The following is an 18,508-nucleotide window of genomic DNA, read 5'->3' as shown; positions in this document are numbered from 1 at the left end:
GGAATGTCGGGCGGAGAAGTCACTGGCGGGGCGTGCGCGGGTGGTTAGGGTGAGTACGCTTCTACCCGACCGGGTTGTCATGGCGGCGGGGTGACCTCCGCCACACATTGTCCATGTTCGGTGCGTATTCGATGTGCGCCTCTGCGGCCGCGATTCGAGCGCTGATCACCAGGTCCCCCGTGAGCAGGTGTTTTGCCGGAGCCCGTCGGCCGGCCCGTACGGGTCGAAAGAGCGGCTCCCCTTGATCATGTGTGTTCCGTATCGCTAGCACGTCAAGCTGCAGACGTGTAGTACGTTGCGATTCGGCCACGCGAACTACCGAAAAGGCAGCCGGAGGAGTCACGTGCTGTTCGTTCTCGATTCCACGCGGTGCCGTGCCCGCGTAGCGAGAAACGGGGCCACGTCCGTCTCACGGAGTCGATTCCGTCCTCGGACGCTGCTCACGGTGCTCTGCACCATCGTCCTCGCCGTTTTGCTGGGCCCGGTCGGGCAGGGCGCGATCATGCCGCCGCCCGCCCACGCCGACAACGACCTCGACTCCCTCAAGGAGCAGGCCGAGCAGGCCAAGGAAGAGCTGGAGCAGGCCACCGAGGACTACACCCAGCGGGAGACCAAGCTGGAGGAGGCGCAGGAAGATCTGGTCAAGACGCTGCACAAGCTCCAGCAGACCGAGGTCAAACTGGCCGAGATGCGCGCCCCGCTTACCGAACTCGCCTCCACCCTCTACAAGCAGCCCGACGTCGGAGTCATGGGCCTCATGACCTCGGGAAGCTTCGACGAGGACCTCCAGGCGGAGTCCCATGTCCTCAAGCTCTCGCAGAACCAGGAAGCACTGCTGGAGGAGGCCAACTCCCTCAGGGAGGACCAGGGCGAGCTGACCGGGTCGGCCCAGGAGCTGCAATCGCAGACCCAACTGGAACGCGTCGAACTCAAGCAGCAACTGGACGCCCTGCGCGCCAAGTCCGAGGAGGACACCGAACGGCTCGTCAAGGAACTGGAGGACCGCGGCCTGTCCGTAGACGCCTACATGGCCGGTGTCGAATGCGACCCGGCCGCCGGGTCCGCCGCCTCGGGTTACCCCAACGGCCTGCTCCCGCAGGAGGCGCTGTGCAAGCTGCACGTTGACGACCATTTCCTGCGTGCCGACGCCGCCATCGCCTTCCTGGAGATGAACGAGGCGTTCACCGAGCATTTCGGCAACGAGCTCTGCGTGACCAGCTCCTACCGGGACCTGCCCAACCAGAACCGCGTCTACGCCCAACAGCCGCCCGGTTTCGCGGCCGTTCCCGGAACCAGCAACCACGGGCTCGGCCAGGCCGTCAACCTGTGCGGCGGGGTGCAGAACCAGGGGTCGGCGCCGTTCAACTGGCTGGAGAGCAACTCGCGCCAGTTCGGCTGGTTCCATCCGCAGTGGGCCTACTCCAGTCCGTTCGAACCATGGCACTGGGAGTACGACCCTTCGGTCACGGGCTGACCGGCACTACGGCCACCCGGGACAAGACGCCCGGGCGCTGCGGACCGGCCGCGCCATGAAGCCCGAGCAGTGGCCCACTCCGTCACGAGGGTGGGCCACTGCTCGGCCCCGGAAGGCCGGGCGACGATGATCGGTCAGACCGTCTCCGGGACCACCTCGGTCGTGCAGTGCGCGCACCGGATGGCCTTCTTGTTGATCTCGCTGAAGCAGGAGGGGCATTCGCGGGTGGTGGCCTCCTCGGCCTTCACGAAGCGCTCCAGGAGCTTGGCGACGGGCATCACCACGAAGAAGTACAGGATCGCCGCGGTGAGCAGGAACGAGATCAGCGCGTTGACGAAGGCCCCGTAGGCGAACACGCTGCCGTTGACCGTGAAGGTCAGCCGGGAGAACTCGGGGACACCGCCGAACACCCCGAGCAGAGGAGTGATGAAGCCTTCGGTGAACGCCGTGATCAGGTTGCTGAAGACGGCGCCGATGACCACCGCGACCGCCAGCTGTACCAGGTTGCCCTGGAGAAGAAATTTCTTGAATCCGCTCAGCATCGTTGTGTTCTCCTTTTCCTGACGGGCGCCTCGACCGGTTCGGGGCGTCGTCCGGTGGGCGCCCGTGTTCTCGTTGTCGATGCCACCGGCTCGCGACCGTTCGCCGATGGCATTGGGGCGGGCGACGCAAGGGTCGGGGGCGCCGCTCAGCCGCGAATCGTGATCGACAGGGGACCGGTCGCCGCGTGCCCGGCGAGTTCCCGGGCCTCGTCCTCGGTCACCGCGATCAGCAGGAGTGCGCCCTGCTCCGCGGCAGCCGCCTCCGGAACCGCGATCACCGGACGGTCGGTGACCACCGTCCGGGCCGGACGGGCGGGTTCCGCGAAGAACTCTACGGAAATCGGGTCGGTCGTGGCAGCCAGAACATCGATTCGGTTTCCGGGAACCAGCAGTGCCACCGCGCCGGGATCGGCGACACGAACCGGAGCCGCGACCATGTCCGCGGCCAGCCCCACCGAGGGAGGCGCGGCCAACCGGACGTCGGTCAACACCTCGCCGGCGCGCACAGGGGATCGCAGGGCACCGCCCGCGACGGGGTGGTCGGGGCCGAGCGCGCCCTCGGGGACCGTGGCGGCCGGCAGCGCACGCACCACGGTGTCCGAGGCGGCGAGCGGTTCCACCGCGCTGAGATCGCGGGCAGCGACTCGAACGTCCACCAGGGCGGGAGCCGGCGGGCGCAGCACCAGCACCACCCCGGCCACGGCCAGAGCCGCGCATCCGGCACCCAGAACACGCCGGCCGGGGCGCCGCCACCGTCGCCGCCACGGGCGCACACCATCCCTCATGGGGACGACGCTAGGCCACCGCGCCGGAAGCGATCGAGGTTGTCCACAGGGGCCGCCCGCTCCCGCGGGAGCAAGGGGCGCGTGGCTCCGGCGCCTCGCCCGCCTCCACGTCGTCCACGTCCGCCCCCACGCAGTGAGGGTCGTCTCGTGGACACGAGACGACCCTCACAGGACGTATTCGGCGGACCCAGCCGGGTGAGGCGGGCCGCAGACCGGGAGAACGCGGCTGCTAAGCGGCGGGCGACGGCGCCGCGGGGGCGGTGCCGGTGCTGCTGCTGGACGAGGAAGAGCTACTCGACGACTCGCTCTTGGCGGCGCTCTTGGTCTCCGAACCACCGGAGGAACCGCTGGGAAGCGACGAGCTGTTGGAGCTGGAACCGCTGTCGGTGCGGTAGAAACCCGAGCCCTTGAAGACGATGCCCACGGCGGAGTACACCTTGCGCAACCTGCCCTGGCAGGTGGGGCAGATCGTCAGAGCGTCGTCGCTGAAGCTCTGTACGACCTCCAGCTCGGCATCACACTCGGTGCATGCGTACTGGTACGTAGGCACAGGTCCTCCTTGCTGGCACTCTCGCCGGTCAACTGCTAGATGATACGCGCTCAGGCAGCTGTATCGCGACATCGGGGTGCTGCCCGACCGTGTAACGCGGCACGGTCCCGTCCTGTTCCACCGCGCCGCGCAGGCCCGGCAACGGTGCCGCACCACAAGGAACCCGCTCCCGGCCGACCCCGTGCGATGGCCTCAACCGTCCCGAAACAGCCGGACACCGCCGCCCGGCGTCACCACGCCCCCCACCGGTCGGTCGTGGTCCTCTGTGGGCACCGTGTCGAGGACTTCGCTGTCGTAGACCACCGCCAGGGTCGGCGTCCGCGACCCCACCCGGCCCAGGGCCCGGTCGTAGCACCCCGCTCCCCGCCCGAGCCGAAAGCCCGCCCGGTCCACCGCGAGCGCTGGGCAGAGCACCGCGGCCACGTCGCGCACCGCGTCCATCCCCAAGCGGGGCCCGGTCGGCTCCAGCAGCCCGTGCCCGGCCGGCGCAAGTGATCCGACGCCCGTGTACTCGGCCCAGTCCAGCTCGCCGTCGGCCAGGAACAGCGGCAGCAGGACCCGGACCCCGTGCAGCCGCAGTCGTGCGACGAGCGGATGCGTGTCGGGTTCGGTGCCCACCGAGTAGTACGCCGCGACCGTCTCGCCGGCGGTGAACCGCGGCAGCAGGGCGTCCCGTACAGAGGGCCCCGCTGCCCCCCGAGCCGCTTCCCCCAGTGCACGACGCGCCTTCAACAGGCGTCCGCGCAGCTCCCGCTTGCTCTCTTCCCCGTCGTTCATGGCACAAAAGTCTCCCAGCCACCGCGATCCGTCGCCAGGAGCCCACCCGGACGGGTGAACGCAGACCGTCGGTAAGTCTGCGTGTCCGGGAAAAAGCGGAGAAGAGCAGGTCAGCATTTGTCCTCGACACATTTGCGACACGGTCGTGCCCTAGGGTTCCGACATGGCTGACACACACCACCCCGCTACGGCCGTCACGAAGGCGGTCGTACCGGCCGCTGGCCTGGGCACCCGCTTCCTGCCTGCGACCAAGGCCACCCCCAAGGAGATGCTGCCGATCGTCAACAAGCCGGCGATCCAGTACGTCGTCGAAGAGGCCGTCGCGGCCGGACTCGACGACGTACTGATGATCACCGGCCGCAGCAAACGCTCCATCGAGGACCATTTCGACCGCGCCTACGAGCTGGAAGAGGCGCTGAGGGTCAAGAACGACACCGAGCGCCTCAACGCCGTGCGCGAGTCCAGCGACCTCGCCCAGGTGCACTACGTACGCCAGGGCGAACCGCGCGGCCTCGGACACGCAGTGCTCTGTGCCGCCGCGCACGTGGGAAACGAGCCCTTCGCGGTGCTCCTGGGCGACGACCTCATCGGAACCCGTGACGCCCTGCTCAAACGCATGATCGATGTGCGCGAGACCTACGGCGGCAGCGTGATCGCGCTGATGGAGGTCGAGCCCGAACAGGTCTCGCTCTACGGCTGCGCCGCGATCAGCCCCACCGCGGACCACGATGTCGTCACGGTCACCGACCTCGTCGAGAAGCCCCCGGCCGACCAGGCCCCCAGCCGCTGGGCCGTCATCGGCCGCTACATCTGCGATCCTGCCGTCTTCGACGTCCTGGGCACGACCCCGCCCGGGCGCGGCGGGGAGATCCAGCTGACCGACGCCCTGCGCGAACTCGCCCAGCGCGGGCCCGACAACGGTGGCCCCGTGCACGGCGTGCTGTTCCGCGGTCAGCGCTACGACACCGGAAACAAGATCGATTACCTTCGCACTGTGGTGGAATTCGCATGTGACCGCCCCGATCTGGCCGAGGAGTTCCTTCCCTGGCTTCGCAGTTTCGTGGCGGAACGCGATCTCGGCCCCGCGTAGTCCGGCGTGCGGGCCACGGGGACCAACGGCAGGGGAGTGGATGAAAAGCGTCGAACAGCACGTCAGCGACATCGTGAAACTGGTGGCCGCGCCCGAGCCGATCGAGCTGGACCTGCTGCGCGCACACGGTTCGGTGCTCGCGGAGACGGTCTTTGCCACGGTCTCGCTGCCCCAGTTCGACAACTCGTCCATGGACGGTTACGCCGTGCGGGCCCAGGACGTCGCCGACGCGTCGCCCCAGAAGCCCGTGCGTCTCACCGTGGTGGCCGACATCCCGGCCGGCGATCCGGGGGCCACCGCCATCCCTCCGGGGAGGGCCGCGCGCATCATGACCGGCGCGCCCATGCCGGTGGGTGCCGACACGGTGGTCCCGGTGGAATGGACCGACGGCGGCGTGGCCAACGTCGCCATCCACCAAGCCCCCCGCCGGGGCAACGCGATCCGCAGGGCGGGCAGTGACGTCGAGGCGGGGACCGCGGTCCTCACAGCCGGTGCGCGGATCGGTTCGGCCGAGATGGCGGTCCTCTCCGCTGTCGGCCGCCGCTCCGCGCTGGTCTATCCGCGCCCCCGCGTGGTCGTACTGTCCACCGGCGAGGAGCTGGTCGAACCCGGACGACCCCTCGGCCCGGGCCAGATCTGGGAGTCCAACAGCTTCATGCTGACCGCCGCGGCCATCGAGGCGGGCTGCGCAGGCTATCGCCAGGGATTCATCGGCGACGAGCCCGCCGCGGTACTGGACACCCTCGACGACGTGCTCTCCCAGGCCGACATCATCGTCACCACCGGGGGCGTCAGCATGGGCGCCTACGACGTGGTCAAGGAGGTGCTCGCCCGCCTCGGTACCGTCCGCTTCGAGAAGGTCGCCGTGCAGCCGGGGATGCCCCAGGGCTTCGGAACGGTGGGGGACTCCAACACCCCCATCATCACCCTCCCCGGCAACCCGGTCAGCGCCTACGTGTCCTTCCATCTTTTCGTGCTGCCCGCGCTGCACAAGATGCGCGGCCTGCCCGAGGAACCACTGCCCTCGGTGAGCGCCCGGTTGTTGGAGCCGGTCACCTCCCCGGAGGGACGCCGTTCCTATCTGCGTGCGGTGCTGGACTACGACGAACCCGGCGCGGCCACCGCCTACACGGCAGCGCCCGCCTCCCGGCAGAGCTCGCACCAGCTCTCCGCGCTGGCCGAGACCAACGCACTCGTGGTCGTCCCCGAGTCCGTCACGCGGCTGCCGGAGGGCTCGGTCGTCGAGGTAATCAAACTCCCGTCCCGGTAGCGCACCCAAACTCCCAGCGACCCGATTCGAGAAAGCGCGTACCCATGTCCAACCCCCATCCCAGCGGTTTCACCCATCTGGACGCCTCCGGCGCCGCGCGCATGGTCAACGTGTCGGCCAAGGAGGTCACGGCCCGGACCGCGACCGCGACCGGCCGTGTCCTGCTCTCGGCGGAAGCCGTGGCGGCGCTGCGCGGTGGGCGGGTGCCCAAGGGCGATGCGCTCGCGGTGGCCCGCCTGGCCGGAATCCAGGGGGCCAAGCGGACCCCCGACCTCGTACCGCTGTGCCACCCGATCGCTGTGCACGGCGTGGACGTCGGGTTGGACGTCGCCGACGACGCCGTGCACATCAGCGCCACGGTGCGTACCGCCGACCGCACCGGAGTCGAGATGGAGGCGCTGACCAGCGTGATGACAGCGGCGCTCGGGCTCGTGGACATGGTCAAGGCCATCGATCCCGAGGCGGTCGTCACCGATGTCCGGGTCGAGGAGAAGACCGGCGGAAAGACCGGTCACTGGCGTCGGTCGGCATGAGCGGGCACGGACACGGCCACCGGGTCGCCGTCATCACGGCCTCCAACCGGGCGGCGGCAGGGGTGTACGAGGACAGGTCGGGCCGGTTGCTGGCCGATCTGCTCGCGGTCGCGGGTTTCACCGTCGGCGGACCGTGGGTCGTGCCCGACGGCGCCCCGGTGGCCGGCGCGCTGCGCCGCGCCCTGGCCGAGGGGTACGACGCGGCGGTCACCACCGGTGGCACCGGGCTCACCCCCACTGACGCGACCCCGGATGTGACCCGCCCGCTGTTGGAATACGAGATTCCGGGCCTGGCCGAGGCGCTGCGCACGGCAGGCCGCGACAAGGGGGTCCCCACCGCGGTGCTCTCCCGTGGTTTGGCCGGGGTCGCCCGGGGGGAGGCCGGACGCATGCTCGTCGTCAATTTGCCGGGTTCCTCCGGCGGGGTCCGTGACGGGATGGCGGTGCTGGAGCCGGTTCTGCGCCATGCGATCGACCAGATCCGTGGTGGGGACCACACCGGTTCGCCCTCGGCCTGAGATTTTCGCGCTCCGCCTTCAAGATCGTCCGTGATCGGAGGATGATGAGGGGCAACGGTGTGGCGAAGGGAAAGCGGTGAATCGGATGCGTGGCTGGCCGGTGTCGCTCTCAGAGGGGCGTGTCGGGCTGCGGCCGCTACGGCTGCGTGATGCTGCGGCATTGCGCGACTCCAGGGCCCGCAACGCCGAGTGGTTGCGCCCGTGGGAGCCGACACATCCGGAGATGCCGTTGCAGAACGTCGGCCTCACGCCGTACCTGGCCATGGCCCAGGCCATCCGCCGGGAAGCCCGTCAGGGAGTGGCCCTGCCGTGGGTGATCACCTACGAGGGGCGTTTCGCGGGGCAGCTCACCGTAGGCGCGATCGTGTGGGGGTCGGCCCGCTCGGCCCAGGTCGGGTACTGGATCGACAGCGCCTGCGCCGGCCTCGGCGTCACCCCCACGGCGGTCGCGCTGGCCGTCAACCACTGCTTCTTCACCGTGGGGCTGCACCGGGTCGAGGCCAACATCCGCCCGGAGAACCACAAGAGCCGCAGAGTGGTGGAGAAACTCGGGTTTCGCGAAGAGGGGCTGCGCAAGCGCCAGCTGCACATCGACGGGGCCTGGCGGGACCACCTGTGCTTCGCGCTGACGGTCGAGGACGTTCCTTATGGCTTGCTTGCGCAGTGGCGCGCGGTGCGCGCAGCGGGGGAGGACGGGACGCAGCTGCCCGGAGGCGGCGCCAGGGGCACTGCGCCGGGTGCGACCGGGTCGAGGCCCGAACTCACCTGACCGGGGCGGGAACAGCCGCGCGGACTGGAACCGGGAAGGCCCTCGCGTTGCCGAAGAGGTGCCACCATGGTGTTGTTCGCGAGATAATCGCCAGGACCGCATGGTGCGCCGGTCTTGAACGAGAATGCTTTATTACCCTCCGCTTTGTTGTCACTACTTTGTGTTTATGTCGGTTTGGTCACTGTTTCCCCAATGGAGGACCTGGTCGAGGAAAAGGACGGGGACGGATCTCGCGACACTCCGACCCTAATACTGCGCATTCAGTGACACCGGGTCGTACGGTGCGGAACGTAGGCGCATCAACGATACGAACGCGTACATGCGACACATGGGGGAAGCAGGATGACAAGCGGGACGACTCGGACTTCGAGTATCGAACCGTAGCTTCCGGACAGATCACCCTTCGGGTGATCGTGCTCATGGTTCCGGGGCGGGAGATCGTATCGCGGAGGTGTCCGCGAACATTCAGTGGTCGGCGGCGCAAGGAGGGGTGATGGGTAGCTCTCCTCTGTATTTGGCCATCGTGGTCGTGTGGATCCTGGTCCTCGTCCCGATGCTGCTGCGCCGCGATGCCGCCGACCCCTCCGCGGGCCGCTTCCGACGCAACAGCGCCAAGGGCGACGACGTTGACGACGTCAGCCTCGTCGACGAGGACGACCCCGACGAGGTCGGTGACGTCGACGACACAGTCCATCTGGCCGACCACGAACCGGTGGACGAGTCCGCGGCCGAGCCCGAACTCCCTCGCAGACAGGACGCGGTACCCGCCGCGCGCGACGGCTCTGCCGCCGACCACGGTGCCGCTCTCGACGATGAAGACGGCGAGGACGAGGACGACGCCCCGCCGGCCGTGCACGCCGGGCCCGTGCCCCGTCTGAGCCGTGCCCGGGTCATCGCACGCCGCCGGCGCCGCACCAGTGGACTCACCCTGCTCCTGGTCGCCACCGTGGCCGCAGTGGCCTTGGGGTTGGGGCCCTGGTGGGTTCTGCTGCCGCCCGTCATGCTCCTTCTCGGCCACCTCGCCCTATTGCGCGAAGCCGCCAAAGTCAACGCCGAGCGGCGGGCCGTCGAGATGGTTCGCCGTCGGCGCAGGGAGGCGGCGGGCCGCATGGCGGCCGAGGCGGAGGCGGCGAGAGAAGCCGAGATCATCGAGTTGGCAAGCCGCCGCAACCAGGTCTACGACCAGTACGCCGACGCGCATCTGAGAGCGGCCGGGGACTGACCGGTGCGCGGACCGGTCCTTGCCGCGGAGCCCGGACGTCCGCCATCGGTGCAGGGTGGCCGTTCGATCCCGACGGCACCCCCTTTTTTTCTTCGAGTTGGCGAGGGCAGGGCGGGCGGGGAGGCCGACGCCCCGCCCTGCCCGCCGTTCGCGTGAGAGGCGGGCGCGCGAAGGCGGGCGCAGCCCCGCCGCCGAACACCGGCGCGATACCGCTGTGGCCGATTCGAAGTAGCGTCGCGCAGCTGATATTGTTCAAGTGTCCGGCCAGGGGCTATAGCGCAGTCCGGTAGCGCACCTCGTTCGCATCGAGGGGGTCTGGGGTTCAAATCCCCATAGCTCCACAGTCAGATGGATAAGGCCCGGTTCGCTTAGGTGAACCGGGCCTTATCCGTTCTGCCGCCCTCCCCGAATGCCCTTCGTCCTCGGGAGGGGGAGTCCCCGAGGCGTTCCCCGTGCCGGTGCTGGTCCGGACTGCTGTCCACCACGCGGTTCGGGTAGGACCGCCTCCGGTCGTTGACGGTCGTCGGGACCGATTCGGGCTCCCTTCGCGAACTCGTCCAGTTCTGTGAGTGCACCATTGAACGATCCAGGTCACGCATGGCACAGAGGCGGAAGCAGGGGCAGCAATTTGCGATATGGATCCCTTCAGTTACATATCTCAATATGATGTCAATTGTTGTAAATGGGGCTATGTGGGTATTGTGCGCTCCGTGACTGATACGTCATCTTGTGACGCGGGGACGGACTCGCGTTATGACCGAAGGGTGCGTTGTGCTCAAGAAGATCTGCGCAGTAGCTGCCATCTCGGCTGCGACTGTATTCGGAGCAGCCGGTGCGGCGTCGGCCGACACGGTCGGCACTGAGCTCAAGGCCGGCTGGAGCTGGTACAGCGTCGCCGGGACCTCGACCGATATCGCCAGTTGGGTCCTCGACGTCAGCGGACTGCAGGGTGACACGCCGGGCTGGAGCTGGTACCGCCTCTAGCGGTTCCAGGGGGAGTGAACCTCGCGCGCCGGTGTTCTGATCCGTTGTCCGGCGGACCGGAACACCGGTAAGCGGTTGCGGTAGGGAAATTGACGCGTTATTGATCGTGTTCCCCGCCGCGCGCCTCCTTACTTTGAGTAGCCTTTCGGTCGCATAGTGGATTTGAATTCCTCTTCGCGGCCTCTGGAGGCAGCCCATGTCCTATCGGGGAACTGCTTCCTCTCCCCTCGCGGAATCAGCCAGCCGCCGCACTTTCCTCCAGTTGACCGGAGTCAGTTCAGCCGCTTTTCTCCTGGGAATCGGAGCCTGCCCCGCCCCCGTGTCCGCGGCCGAGAGCCTGCCCGCCGACCCCTTCACCCTCGGGGTCGCGTCAGGGGACCCGCTTCCCGACGGAGTGGTGTTGTGGACCCGGCTCGCGCCCACCCCGCTGGACCCCGAGGGCCGCGGAGGAATGCCAGAGCGAGACTTCGCGGTCTCCTACGAGGTGGCCACCGACGAGCGGTTCAGCACGATCGTGCGCCGCGGCACGGCCGTCGCGACCCCAGAACTAGGCCATTCCGTCCACCCCGAGGTCAAGGGACTCGAACCCGGGCGCGTCTACCACTACCGGTTCCGGGTGGGCAAACACGTAAGCCGGGCGGGGCGTACCCGGACCGCGCCCGCAGCCGCCATCGCGCCCCAGAAACTCGCCTTCGCCTCGGCCTCCTGCCAGGCCTGGTACGAGGGCTATTACACGGCCTATCGTCACATGGTCGCCGACGAACTGGACGCGATCTTCTTCCTCGGCGACTACGTCTACGAATACGCGATCCGCGCCGGTGCCAACCTCAAGCGCCCGGTCGCACTGGGCAGCGAGCACGCAGTCAAGGTCCGCACCCTCGCCCAATACCGGCTGCGCTACTCCCTCACCAAGACCGATCCCGACCTCCAGGCCGCACACGCGGCGGCGGCCTGGATCGTCACCTGGGACGACCACGAGGTCGAGAACAACTACGCCGGTGGAGTCAGCCAGTACAAGATCACGGAGAAAGAGTTCCTCACCCAACGCGCAGCCGCCTACCAGGCGTTCTACGAAAACCTCCCGCTGCGCTCGGTCAACACCCCCAACGGACCCTCCGCGCGGCTCTACCGCACCGTGAGTTTCGGTCGGCTCGCCGACATCCACGCCCTGGACACCCGCCAGTACCGCAACACCTACCCCGACACCAATGCCTCCGGCGTCGCGCAGGAACGGCACAATCCCGACCGTTCCATCCTGGGAGCGGCCCAGGAGCAGTGGCTGACCGAAGCCCTGCACTCCTCACGGGCGAACTGGAACATTCTCGCCAACCAGGTGCTGATGGCCCAGCTCGACATGGGCGGAGCGGACGACCACCTCTACTTCTACGACCGCTGGGACGGATTCACCGCCTCGCGCGACCGGCTGGTCGCGGCAGTGCTCGACGCCCAACCGCCCAACTTCGCGGTGCTCACCGGCGATCTGCATCGCAGCACCGTGGCCGAGCTGAGGACCGACTACGACGACCCCGACGCATCGGTGATCGGGGTCGAACTCGCCTGCACCTCGATCTCCTCGGGCACCGACGGCGCGGCCACCGACACGCTCGCCGCCAACTGGTTGAGCAACGAGCACATCCGGCTCTACAACGCCCAACGCGGCTACCTGCGTTTCGACCTCGACAAAGAGGGCCTGCACGCCGACTACCGGGTGCTGCCCTACGTGAGCAAGGAGAACGCCCCCGTGTCCACCCTGACCAGGTTCACCGTCCCCCACGGCGAGCCGGGAGTCGCGCAGCAGTCACCGCTGCTGTAGACCGGGAGGAACCCTGCGACACCCGGCGGTACGGGGCCCTGCGGGGCGGCGTGGAAACGGTCGCGCACGCACCCCCGGGGTCTGTGCCCGGGGTGTTTCCGACGGGACCCCGGCGCAGCCCCGAGAGCCGCAGCGGTCGCCGTCCCGATTCCGGATGCCGACCCGTTCGACGACGCCACGTCATCGGCGAACCCCTCCAACTTTTGGTTGCCGATTCGTCACTTTCCGTCCGCATCAGGGATGCGCGGAGGCGAAACGATACGACCACCCACTAGAGCTTGGAGCAGAGCGTGCCCCTCCCCCGAATCCGACCCCCGTGGCCAACGGCGGCGGTAGCGGCCCTCGTCATTGGCGCTGGTATCGCCCCTGCGGCGCCTGCGGCTGCTGCCCCGTCCCCGATCGTCATCAGCGAAGTGTACGGGGGAGGTGGCAACAGTGGCGCGACCCTGCGTGCCGACTTCGTCGAACTCGGCAACTCCGGATCCACCGCTGCCGCCCTCGACGGCTGGAGTGTGCAGTACCTCCCGGCCAGGCCCGGCGCCAACTCCACCGTCCAGGTCACCCCGCTCAGCGGATCGGTCCCCGCCGGTGGAAACTATCTCGTCGCGCAGGCGACCGGCAGCGGAGGCAGCACGGACCTGCCCACCCCCGATGCCACGGGAACCACCACCATGTCAGCCACCCAGGGCATCGTCGCGCTCGTGGCCGGAACCGAGCCGATCACCTGCCGTACCGCCGCAGACTGTGCCGGCCACGAATCCATCGTCAACCTGATCGGCTGGGGCGATGCGGCCGTCTACGAGACCGCACCCGCCGCGGCCACCACCAACCCGGTCTCAACGGCGCGTTCGGCAGCCTTCGGCGACACCGACGACAACTCCGCCGACTTCACCGCCAAAGAGCCCACTCCCGTCAACTCCGCGGGGCAGACCGCAGGAGAGGAACCGGGGGAGGAGGGCCCGCAGGAACCCGGTGAACTGCGCATCCACGACATCCAGGGAACCACCCGCGTCTCCCCGCACGCCGGCCGGGCGGTCGAAGGGGTGCCGGGGATCGTCACCGCGATCAACCCGTTCGGCTCGGCCCGCGGCTTCTGGTTCCAGGACCCCGAACCCGATCGCGACCCTCGCACCAGCGAAGCCCTGTTCGTGTTCACCGGATCGACCACCCCCGACGTCCAGTCGGGGGACGACGTCCTGGTCAGCGGCACCGTCGCGGAATTCCGTGCGGGCGGGGCAACCACCCCCAACCAGACCGTCACCCAGCTGAACGGCGCCGTGTGGACGGTGCTGTCCTCCGGCAACGCCCTCCCCGACCCGGTGCGACTGGCCCGCCACAGTGTTCCCGAGCGCATCGCCCCCGAAGGCGCGGACATCACCGGTCTGACGCTCGACCCCAAGCGGTATGCCCTGGACTACTGGGCCGCCAACGAGCACATGCTGGTCAGCGTCACCGATGCGCGAGTCGTCGGTGCCACCGACGCCTACAACGCCCTGTGGGTGACCACCAAGCCCCGGCAGAGCCCCTCGCCGCGGGGCGGCACCGTCTACGGCTCCTACTCCACTCCCAACACCGGCAGACTCAAGATCGAATCGCTGGTCCCCTTCGCCGAACGCCCCTTCCCCAAGGCCAATGTCGGGGACGAGCTCGCCGGTGTCACCTCCGGCCCCCTCTCCTACAGCCAGTTCGGCGGCTACCTGATCAAGGCGACCACCCTCGGCGAGCACATCGACAACGGTCTGGAACGCGAGTCCACCGCACCTCAACGCGACGACGAACTGTCGGTGGCCACCTACAACGTCGAGAACCTCTCGCCCCAGGACTCCGACGCCAAGTTCGACCGACTCGCCGACGGCATCGTCGCCAACCTCGGTTCGCCCGACATCATCGGCCTGGAGGAGATCCAGGACAACAGCGGCCCCACCGACGACGGCACCGTCGCCGCCGACATGACGCTCGACCGCCTCGCCCAAGCCGTCAAGGACGCGGGCGGTCCCGGATACCACTGGCGCGAGATCAGCCCCCAGGACAAGGCCGACGGCGGCCAGCCCGGCGGCAACATCCGCAATGCCTTCCTGTTCGACCCCACACGGGTCGAGTTCACCGACATTCCCGGCGGTGACGCCACCACCCCCGTGCGCGTCCTCGGCGGGGGCCGCGACGAGGTCGCACTCAGCGTCTCCCCAGGACGCATCAGCCCCATCGACGAGGCATGGGCGAGCAGCCGCAAACCGCTGGTGGGGCAGTTCCGATTCCAGGACCGCTCCGTCTTCGTGGTCACCAACCACTTCAACTCCAAAGGCGGGGACCAGCCCCTGCACGGAATCAGCCAGCCCCCGGTCCGGTCCTCGGAGACCCAACGCCACGCCCAGGCCCGCCTCGTGCGCGACTTCACCGACAGTCTGCTCAAGGCCGATCCCAGCGCGAACGTTCTGGTCATCGGCGACCTCAACGACTTCCGTTTCTCCACCACCCTGACCACGCTGACCCAGCGCAGGGGCCTCTACGCCCCCATCGACGACCTGCCCCGCAAACAGCGCTACAACTACGTCTACGACGGCAACTCCCAGGCGTTGGACCACATCCTCACCTCACCCGCCCTCAAGAACCGTGTTAGCTACGACATCGTCCGGGTCAACGCCGAATTCCACGACCAGGTCAGCGACCACGACCCGCAGATCGTCCGTTTCCGCCCACTGACCGGCGACCCCCGGATCGACGCCCGGGAAGACCGGATCCACCGCCCCTAGCGGGTTCGCCTTGACAACCGTCTGACCCCGGCCTGACGGAAGCGTCAGATGTTCGTGCGCATCCCCGCTACTCAGGGTTGACCGCTGCTCCATCGGGTCATGCTCATAAATACAAAGACGGTGCGGGCGAGACCGGGTGCCCGGGGCGCCGATCGGATCGAACGGTCGGCGCCCTCGGGCGCTGTGAACAGGGGCGGACGTGGCGGACAGGACCGACCGGCCGGACGGGCAGGACGAAGGCGGTTACTACCGGTTCGATGATCCTGACGGACGGTTGACCCAGCCGCCGCCCGAATCGACCGTTCCGACTCCGGCCCGGCCGCAGCCGGCAGCCGAAGAACCTCCCGCACGCTTCAAACGCCAGACCCCGGCCAAGGTCAAACCCATCGCCCCGGAACGCCCGGGACGCCCCTGGGGACTGGCGGTGGGCAGCGTCGTCTACGCACTGGTCTCGGCCAGCCTGGCGGGCTTCCTGCCCGTGGGCACACGCGTCGCCGGACACGTACTGTTCTGGCTGGTAATCGCAGTGTCGCTGCTGGTCAGCCTCCAGCGCGAGCGCGCCAACGAATGGGATCCGGCTCCGCGCTGGCCATGGGCGGTCTCCCTCATCGGAGCCACCCTCACCGTCGAACTACTGGTGGCGCTCTTCGCTCCGTCGGCCATCATCATCGGTTCGGTGGTGGTGTTGTCGGCCGGACTGCTGATCCTGCTCATGCTCGGGTGAAGCGTTTCGCGGAGCGCTCGGCCCTACCCAGAAGCGCCGGAGCGATCCGGACCGCCGACACCGCTGCGTCCTGCGAAGGTCCCGGTCAGGTGGCTTCCCTGTCGAAGGGAGGCCGTCGGCCGTTCAGCTGGGCCGCCGCTCCCGGCTTCGGCTGCTCGTCATCGTCGTCGTCCCAGAAGTGCTTCTGTACGAACCGCTTGGGGTTGAGGTCCTGGACGTCGAAGTCCTTGTACTCGGGCCCCAGGCCCGCCTGGATGTCGCTCTTGGCGTTGTCGGCGAGTTTGCGCAACTGGCGCAGTACCCGACCGGCCTGCGCCGCTGCCTTCGGAAGCTGCTCCGGGCCGAAGACCAGGAGCGCGATCACCCCGAGGACGAGGAACTCGCCCGCCCCGATGTTGAACATCCGTTTCCCTTCGGCGAACCGACAGCCCTACCGGATAGCAGGTTAACCCGTCGCACCCGGACCGCTCACCTCAAGGTCCGGACACGCGGCGCGTGCCCTGTGCGGGCGCTCGCCCAGCACCAGCAGCGCGACGAGCAACACCCCGGCCCCCAACAGCCATCCCCCGATCGACTCGGTCGCCCAGTGATAGTCGAGCACGGTCATCATCGCGCCCACCGCGGCAACCGGGACGATCGCCCACCACACTGCGATGCGGGCCTTTCGCGGGTCGGGCCGCGCACCGCACGGACCGAACAGCAGCAGAGCCAACAAAGGGTACGTCAGGGCGGCGTTCGCGGAATGCCCTGAAGGGAAGGAGACGTAACCGTCGAAGGCCACCGCCCCCAGGCTCACGAACGAGACCGCCCAGTCCACGACGTTGCCCAGCCCCGGTGACACCACGTCCACCCCGACCACCGGTGGGGTCCGGCCCACCGCGACCTTCAACAGTGTCCCCATGACCGCCAGCGACGCCAGACCCGTGAGAGTGGCCAGTAGCGGCCGAGGCCCGCGCTGGTGCCACGTCGCCCACAGCGCGGCGCCCAACAGCAGCGGAACGGTCACCGCCCGCTGGCCGAGACGGGCCACCAGCACGGCGAGCTCCATGAGCCAGCCCTCCGGCTGGCGCGCGTCCAGGTGGACGTGCAGCGGCCAGTCCAGTGCGGTCACCGGCCCCTGGACGACGACCTGCCAGGTCAGCAGCGCAAGCGCCGCCGCGACCACGAACAGCCATCCCGCCAGCCGAAGGGGTCCGGTCCGGGCGGTATCGGCGTCCGCCTTCTGCGTCGTCGCCACGGTGCGGCCTCCTCAGCTGGTCCGGGCGGGTTTCAGCTTAGGCGTCACGTCGGGTCCGGGGTGTCGGGAGGCCGCCGAAGGCCGCGCGTTAAGGTTGCCAGGGCTCGGGGCGAAACCAAAAAATGGCGTGGCAGCAGGGGGATCAGTGAAAAACCGGTGGCTGCGAGGGCACGCGGAAGCACTCGTGGACGCGCAGTGGTTCCAGAACACCGTCATAGCGGTGATCGTGCTCAACGGCATAGCCCTGGGGCTGGAGACCTACGAGGAGCAGTTCGCGGCGGTCAACGGCTACTTCCTGTTCGCCGAGTACGCGTTCGTCGGCTTCTTCGTCGTCGAACTCCTGCTCAAGATCTACGCGCGCGGTCTGGCGTTCTTCAAGGACGGCTGGAACTGGTTCGACCTCCTGGTGGTCGGTGTCGCGGTGATCCCCGCGTCCGAGGGCTTCTCGGTCCTGCGGCTGCTGCGCATCCTGCGCCTGCTCCGCCTGATCAGCGTCATCCCGCACATGCGCAACGTCGTCAACGCGCTGTTTCGCTCGGTGCCCGGCCTGGGCACCGTCATCGGCCTGCTGTTCGTGATCATGTACACCGCCGCCATCATGGGCGAGAAACTGTTCGAGGACATCTCCCCCCAGTACTTCGGCAACCTGGGCACGACCCTCTACACGCTGTTCATGCTGCTCACAACGGAGAACTGGCCCGACATCTCCGACACGGTGATCGAGGAGTCCCCCTACGCCTGGATCTTCTTCGTCCTCTTCATCGTGATCAGCGCCTTCATCGTCCTCAACCTGATCATCGGTGTCATCGTCACCTCGATGGAGACCGAAGTCAGCGCCGAGCGGTGGGAGGAAGACCAGGAACTGGAGCTGCAGCAGCACCAGGCGGTCATGAAACGACTGGAGGAACTGGGAAAACAGGTGAACCAGCTGTCCGAACAGGTTCGGGAGATGGGCGGTCAACCGGTGGACCGGGACGCGGAACCCGAACCGGACGGTCAGGGAGCCGTCGGTCAGGACGACCCGGGCGAGGACGCCCCGGCGGTGAGGACCGCGGAGCGTGAGGATTGATCGCGGCCGGGGGAACGGACAGCGAAAAGCCCCCCGCCCGATAAAAGGACGAAGGGCTTCGAAGCCAGATACCTAGAGCGCACGCACGTCGGACGCCTGGGGACCCTTGGGGCCTTGGGTGATTTCGAACTCGACCGCCTGGTCTTCCTCCAGGTTCCGGAAGCCGGCACCCGCGATCGCCGAGTAGTGAACGAACACGTCCGGGCCGCCGCCTTCAACGGCGATAAACCCGAAACCCTTCTCAGAGTTGAACCACTTCACGGTGCCCTGAGCCATTTGCTCTCCCTTTGGGGAAGTACGAGCGAGACCGCACCCTGCTGGTCTCGGGTCGCTGGGCGCCCGCCCCGGGAGGCTTCCCGGTACGGATGACAAGCGCCCTTGTGAAGTTCCGCGAGGCGCCT

Annotated in this window: 19 protein-coding genes and 1 tRNA gene; 13 read left to right on the top strand and 7 right to left on the bottom strand. The window is 68.3% G+C overall.

What is annotated here, in order from left to right; all coding sequences use genetic code 11:
• The first annotated feature begins 445 nt into the window (after positions 1 to 445).
• Positions 446 to 1,474, top strand: a complete 1,029-nt coding sequence (locus AC0VYP_RS20850; protein WP_475471361.1) for a D-alanyl-D-alanine carboxypeptidase family protein — start codon at positions 446 to 448, stop codon at positions 1,472 to 1,474.
• 134 nt (positions 1,475 to 1,608) lie between these two features.
• Here AC0VYP_RS20850 and mscL read toward each other — a convergent pair whose 3' ends face one another.
• The 4 genes from mscL to AC0VYP_RS20830 all read right to left on the bottom strand — a co-directional run bounded on the left by mscL (position 1,609) and on the right by AC0VYP_RS20830 (position 4,128).
• Positions 1,609 to 2,013 carry a large conductance mechanosensitive channel protein MscL gene (gene mscL, locus AC0VYP_RS20845; RefSeq protein WP_475474320.1) on the bottom strand — a complete coding sequence of 135 codons (405 nt, stop codon included), beginning with the start codon at positions 2,011 to 2,013 and terminating at the stop codon, positions 1,609 to 1,611.
• Positions 2,014 to 2,162: 149 nt separating this feature from the next.
• Positions 2,163 to 2,789, bottom strand: a complete 627-nt coding sequence (locus tag AC0VYP_RS20840) for a CpaB family protein (RefSeq protein ID WP_475471359.1) — start codon at positions 2,787 to 2,789, stop codon at positions 2,163 to 2,165.
• A 241-nt stretch (positions 2,790 to 3,030) separates the two neighbouring features.
• Positions 3,031 to 3,351: an FmdB family zinc ribbon protein gene (locus AC0VYP_RS20835; protein ID WP_285757780.1), complete on the bottom strand. Its 321-nt coding sequence runs from the start codon at positions 3,349 to 3,351 to the stop codon at positions 3,031 to 3,033.
• A gap of 192 nt (positions 3,352 to 3,543) precedes the next feature.
• Positions 3,544 to 4,128, bottom strand: a complete 585-nt coding sequence (locus AC0VYP_RS20830; protein WP_475471358.1) for a 5-formyltetrahydrofolate cyclo-ligase — start codon at positions 4,126 to 4,128, stop codon at positions 3,544 to 3,546.
• Between the two features lie 163 nt (positions 4,129 to 4,291).
• Between AC0VYP_RS20830 and galU the strand changes: the two genes are divergently transcribed.
• The 11 genes from galU (at position 4,292) to AC0VYP_RS20775 (ending at position 15,801) form a co-directional block, all read left to right on the top strand.
• Positions 4,292 to 5,218, top strand: a complete 927-nt coding sequence (gene galU / locus AC0VYP_RS20825; protein ID WP_475471356.1) for a UTP--glucose-1-phosphate uridylyltransferase GalU — start codon at positions 4,292 to 4,294, stop codon at positions 5,216 to 5,218.
• A 40-nt stretch (positions 5,219 to 5,258) separates the two neighbouring features.
• Positions 5,259 to 6,488 (top strand): molybdotransferase-like divisome protein Glp, encoded by a 1,230-nt coding sequence (glp, locus tag AC0VYP_RS20820; protein ID WP_285757776.1) that lies wholly within the window; start codon positions 5,259 to 5,261, stop codon positions 6,486 to 6,488.
• Positions 6,489 to 6,532: 44 nt separating this feature from the next.
• On the top strand, positions 6,533 to 7,021 hold the full coding sequence (gene moaC, locus AC0VYP_RS20815) for a cyclic pyranopterin monophosphate synthase MoaC (RefSeq protein ID WP_475471355.1): 489 nt from the start codon (positions 6,533 to 6,535) through the stop codon (positions 7,019 to 7,021).
• Entirely contained in the window at positions 7,018 to 7,539 is a 522-nt protein-coding gene (locus AC0VYP_RS20810; protein ID WP_285757773.1) for a MogA/MoaB family molybdenum cofactor biosynthesis protein, read from the top strand. The genes moaC and AC0VYP_RS20810 overlap by 4 nt, the downstream gene beginning before the upstream one ends.
• A gap of 76 nt (positions 7,540 to 7,615) precedes the next feature.
• Positions 7,616 to 8,308 (top strand): GNAT family N-acetyltransferase, encoded by a 693-nt coding sequence (locus AC0VYP_RS20805; protein WP_475471353.1) that lies wholly within the window; start codon positions 7,616 to 7,618, stop codon positions 8,306 to 8,308.
• 493 nt (positions 8,309 to 8,801) lie between these two features.
• On the top strand, positions 8,802 to 9,530 hold the full coding sequence (gene sepX / locus AC0VYP_RS20800) for a divisome protein SepX/GlpR (RefSeq protein ID WP_475471351.1): 729 nt from the start codon (positions 8,802 to 8,804) through the stop codon (positions 9,528 to 9,530).
• Between the two features lie 267 nt (positions 9,531 to 9,797).
• Positions 9,798 to 9,871, top strand: a tRNA-Ala gene (locus AC0VYP_RS20795).
• A 430-nt stretch (positions 9,872 to 10,301) separates the two neighbouring features.
• Positions 10,302 to 10,514, top strand: coding sequence for a hypothetical protein (locus tag AC0VYP_RS20790; protein WP_475471349.1), 213 nt, complete (start codon positions 10,302 to 10,304; stop codon positions 10,512 to 10,514).
• Between the two features lie 196 nt (positions 10,515 to 10,710).
• On the top strand, positions 10,711 to 12,327 hold the full coding sequence (locus tag AC0VYP_RS20785) for an alkaline phosphatase D family protein (RefSeq protein WP_475471348.1): 1,617 nt from the start codon (positions 10,711 to 10,713) through the stop codon (positions 12,325 to 12,327).
• Positions 12,328 to 12,617: 290 nt separating this feature from the next.
• A complete protein-coding gene (locus AC0VYP_RS20780; protein ID WP_475471347.1) occupies positions 12,618 to 15,077 on the top strand; it encodes an endonuclease/exonuclease/phosphatase family protein in 2,460 nt (819 codons plus the stop codon).
• A 199-nt stretch (positions 15,078 to 15,276) separates the two neighbouring features.
• Positions 15,277 to 15,801 carry a transcriptional regulator gene (locus tag AC0VYP_RS20775; RefSeq protein WP_285757765.1) on the top strand — a complete coding sequence of 175 codons (525 nt, stop codon included), beginning with the start codon at positions 15,277 to 15,279 and terminating at the stop codon, positions 15,799 to 15,801.
• Positions 15,802 to 15,886: 85 nt separating this feature from the next.
• On the opposite strand, the gene AC0VYP_RS20770 is transcribed toward AC0VYP_RS20775, so the two are convergent.
• Positions 15,887 to 16,204 (bottom strand): sec-independent translocase, encoded by a 318-nt coding sequence (locus AC0VYP_RS20770; RefSeq protein ID WP_475471345.1) that lies wholly within the window; start codon positions 16,202 to 16,204, stop codon positions 15,887 to 15,889.
• A 42-nt stretch (positions 16,205 to 16,246) separates the two neighbouring features.
• The gene (locus AC0VYP_RS20765) at positions 16,247 to 17,038 is read right to left on the bottom strand and encodes a phosphatase PAP2 family protein (RefSeq protein WP_475471344.1); all 792 of its coding nucleotides are present in this window, start codon (positions 17,036 to 17,038) and stop codon (positions 16,247 to 16,249) included.
• Positions 17,039 to 17,222: 184 nt separating this feature from the next.
• Here AC0VYP_RS20765 and AC0VYP_RS20760 point away from each other — a divergent pair, with 184 nt between their 5' ends.
• The gene (locus tag AC0VYP_RS20760; protein WP_475471342.1) at positions 17,223 to 18,107 is read left to right on the top strand and encodes an ion transporter; all 885 of its coding nucleotides are present in this window, start codon (positions 17,223 to 17,225) and stop codon (positions 18,105 to 18,107) included.
• 72 nt (positions 18,108 to 18,179) lie between these two features.
• On the opposite strand, the gene AC0VYP_RS20755 is transcribed toward AC0VYP_RS20760, so the two are convergent.
• Positions 18,180 to 18,383, bottom strand: coding sequence for a cold-shock protein (locus AC0VYP_RS20755; RefSeq protein ID WP_285757757.1), 204 nt, complete (start codon positions 18,381 to 18,383; stop codon positions 18,180 to 18,182).
• Positions 18,384 to 18,508: the final 125 nt, after the last annotated feature.

The sequence above is a fragment of the Nocardiopsis sp. iso_186 genome (genome assembly GCF_056173365.1).
This window is presented reverse-complemented; position numbering and strand designations above follow the sequence as displayed.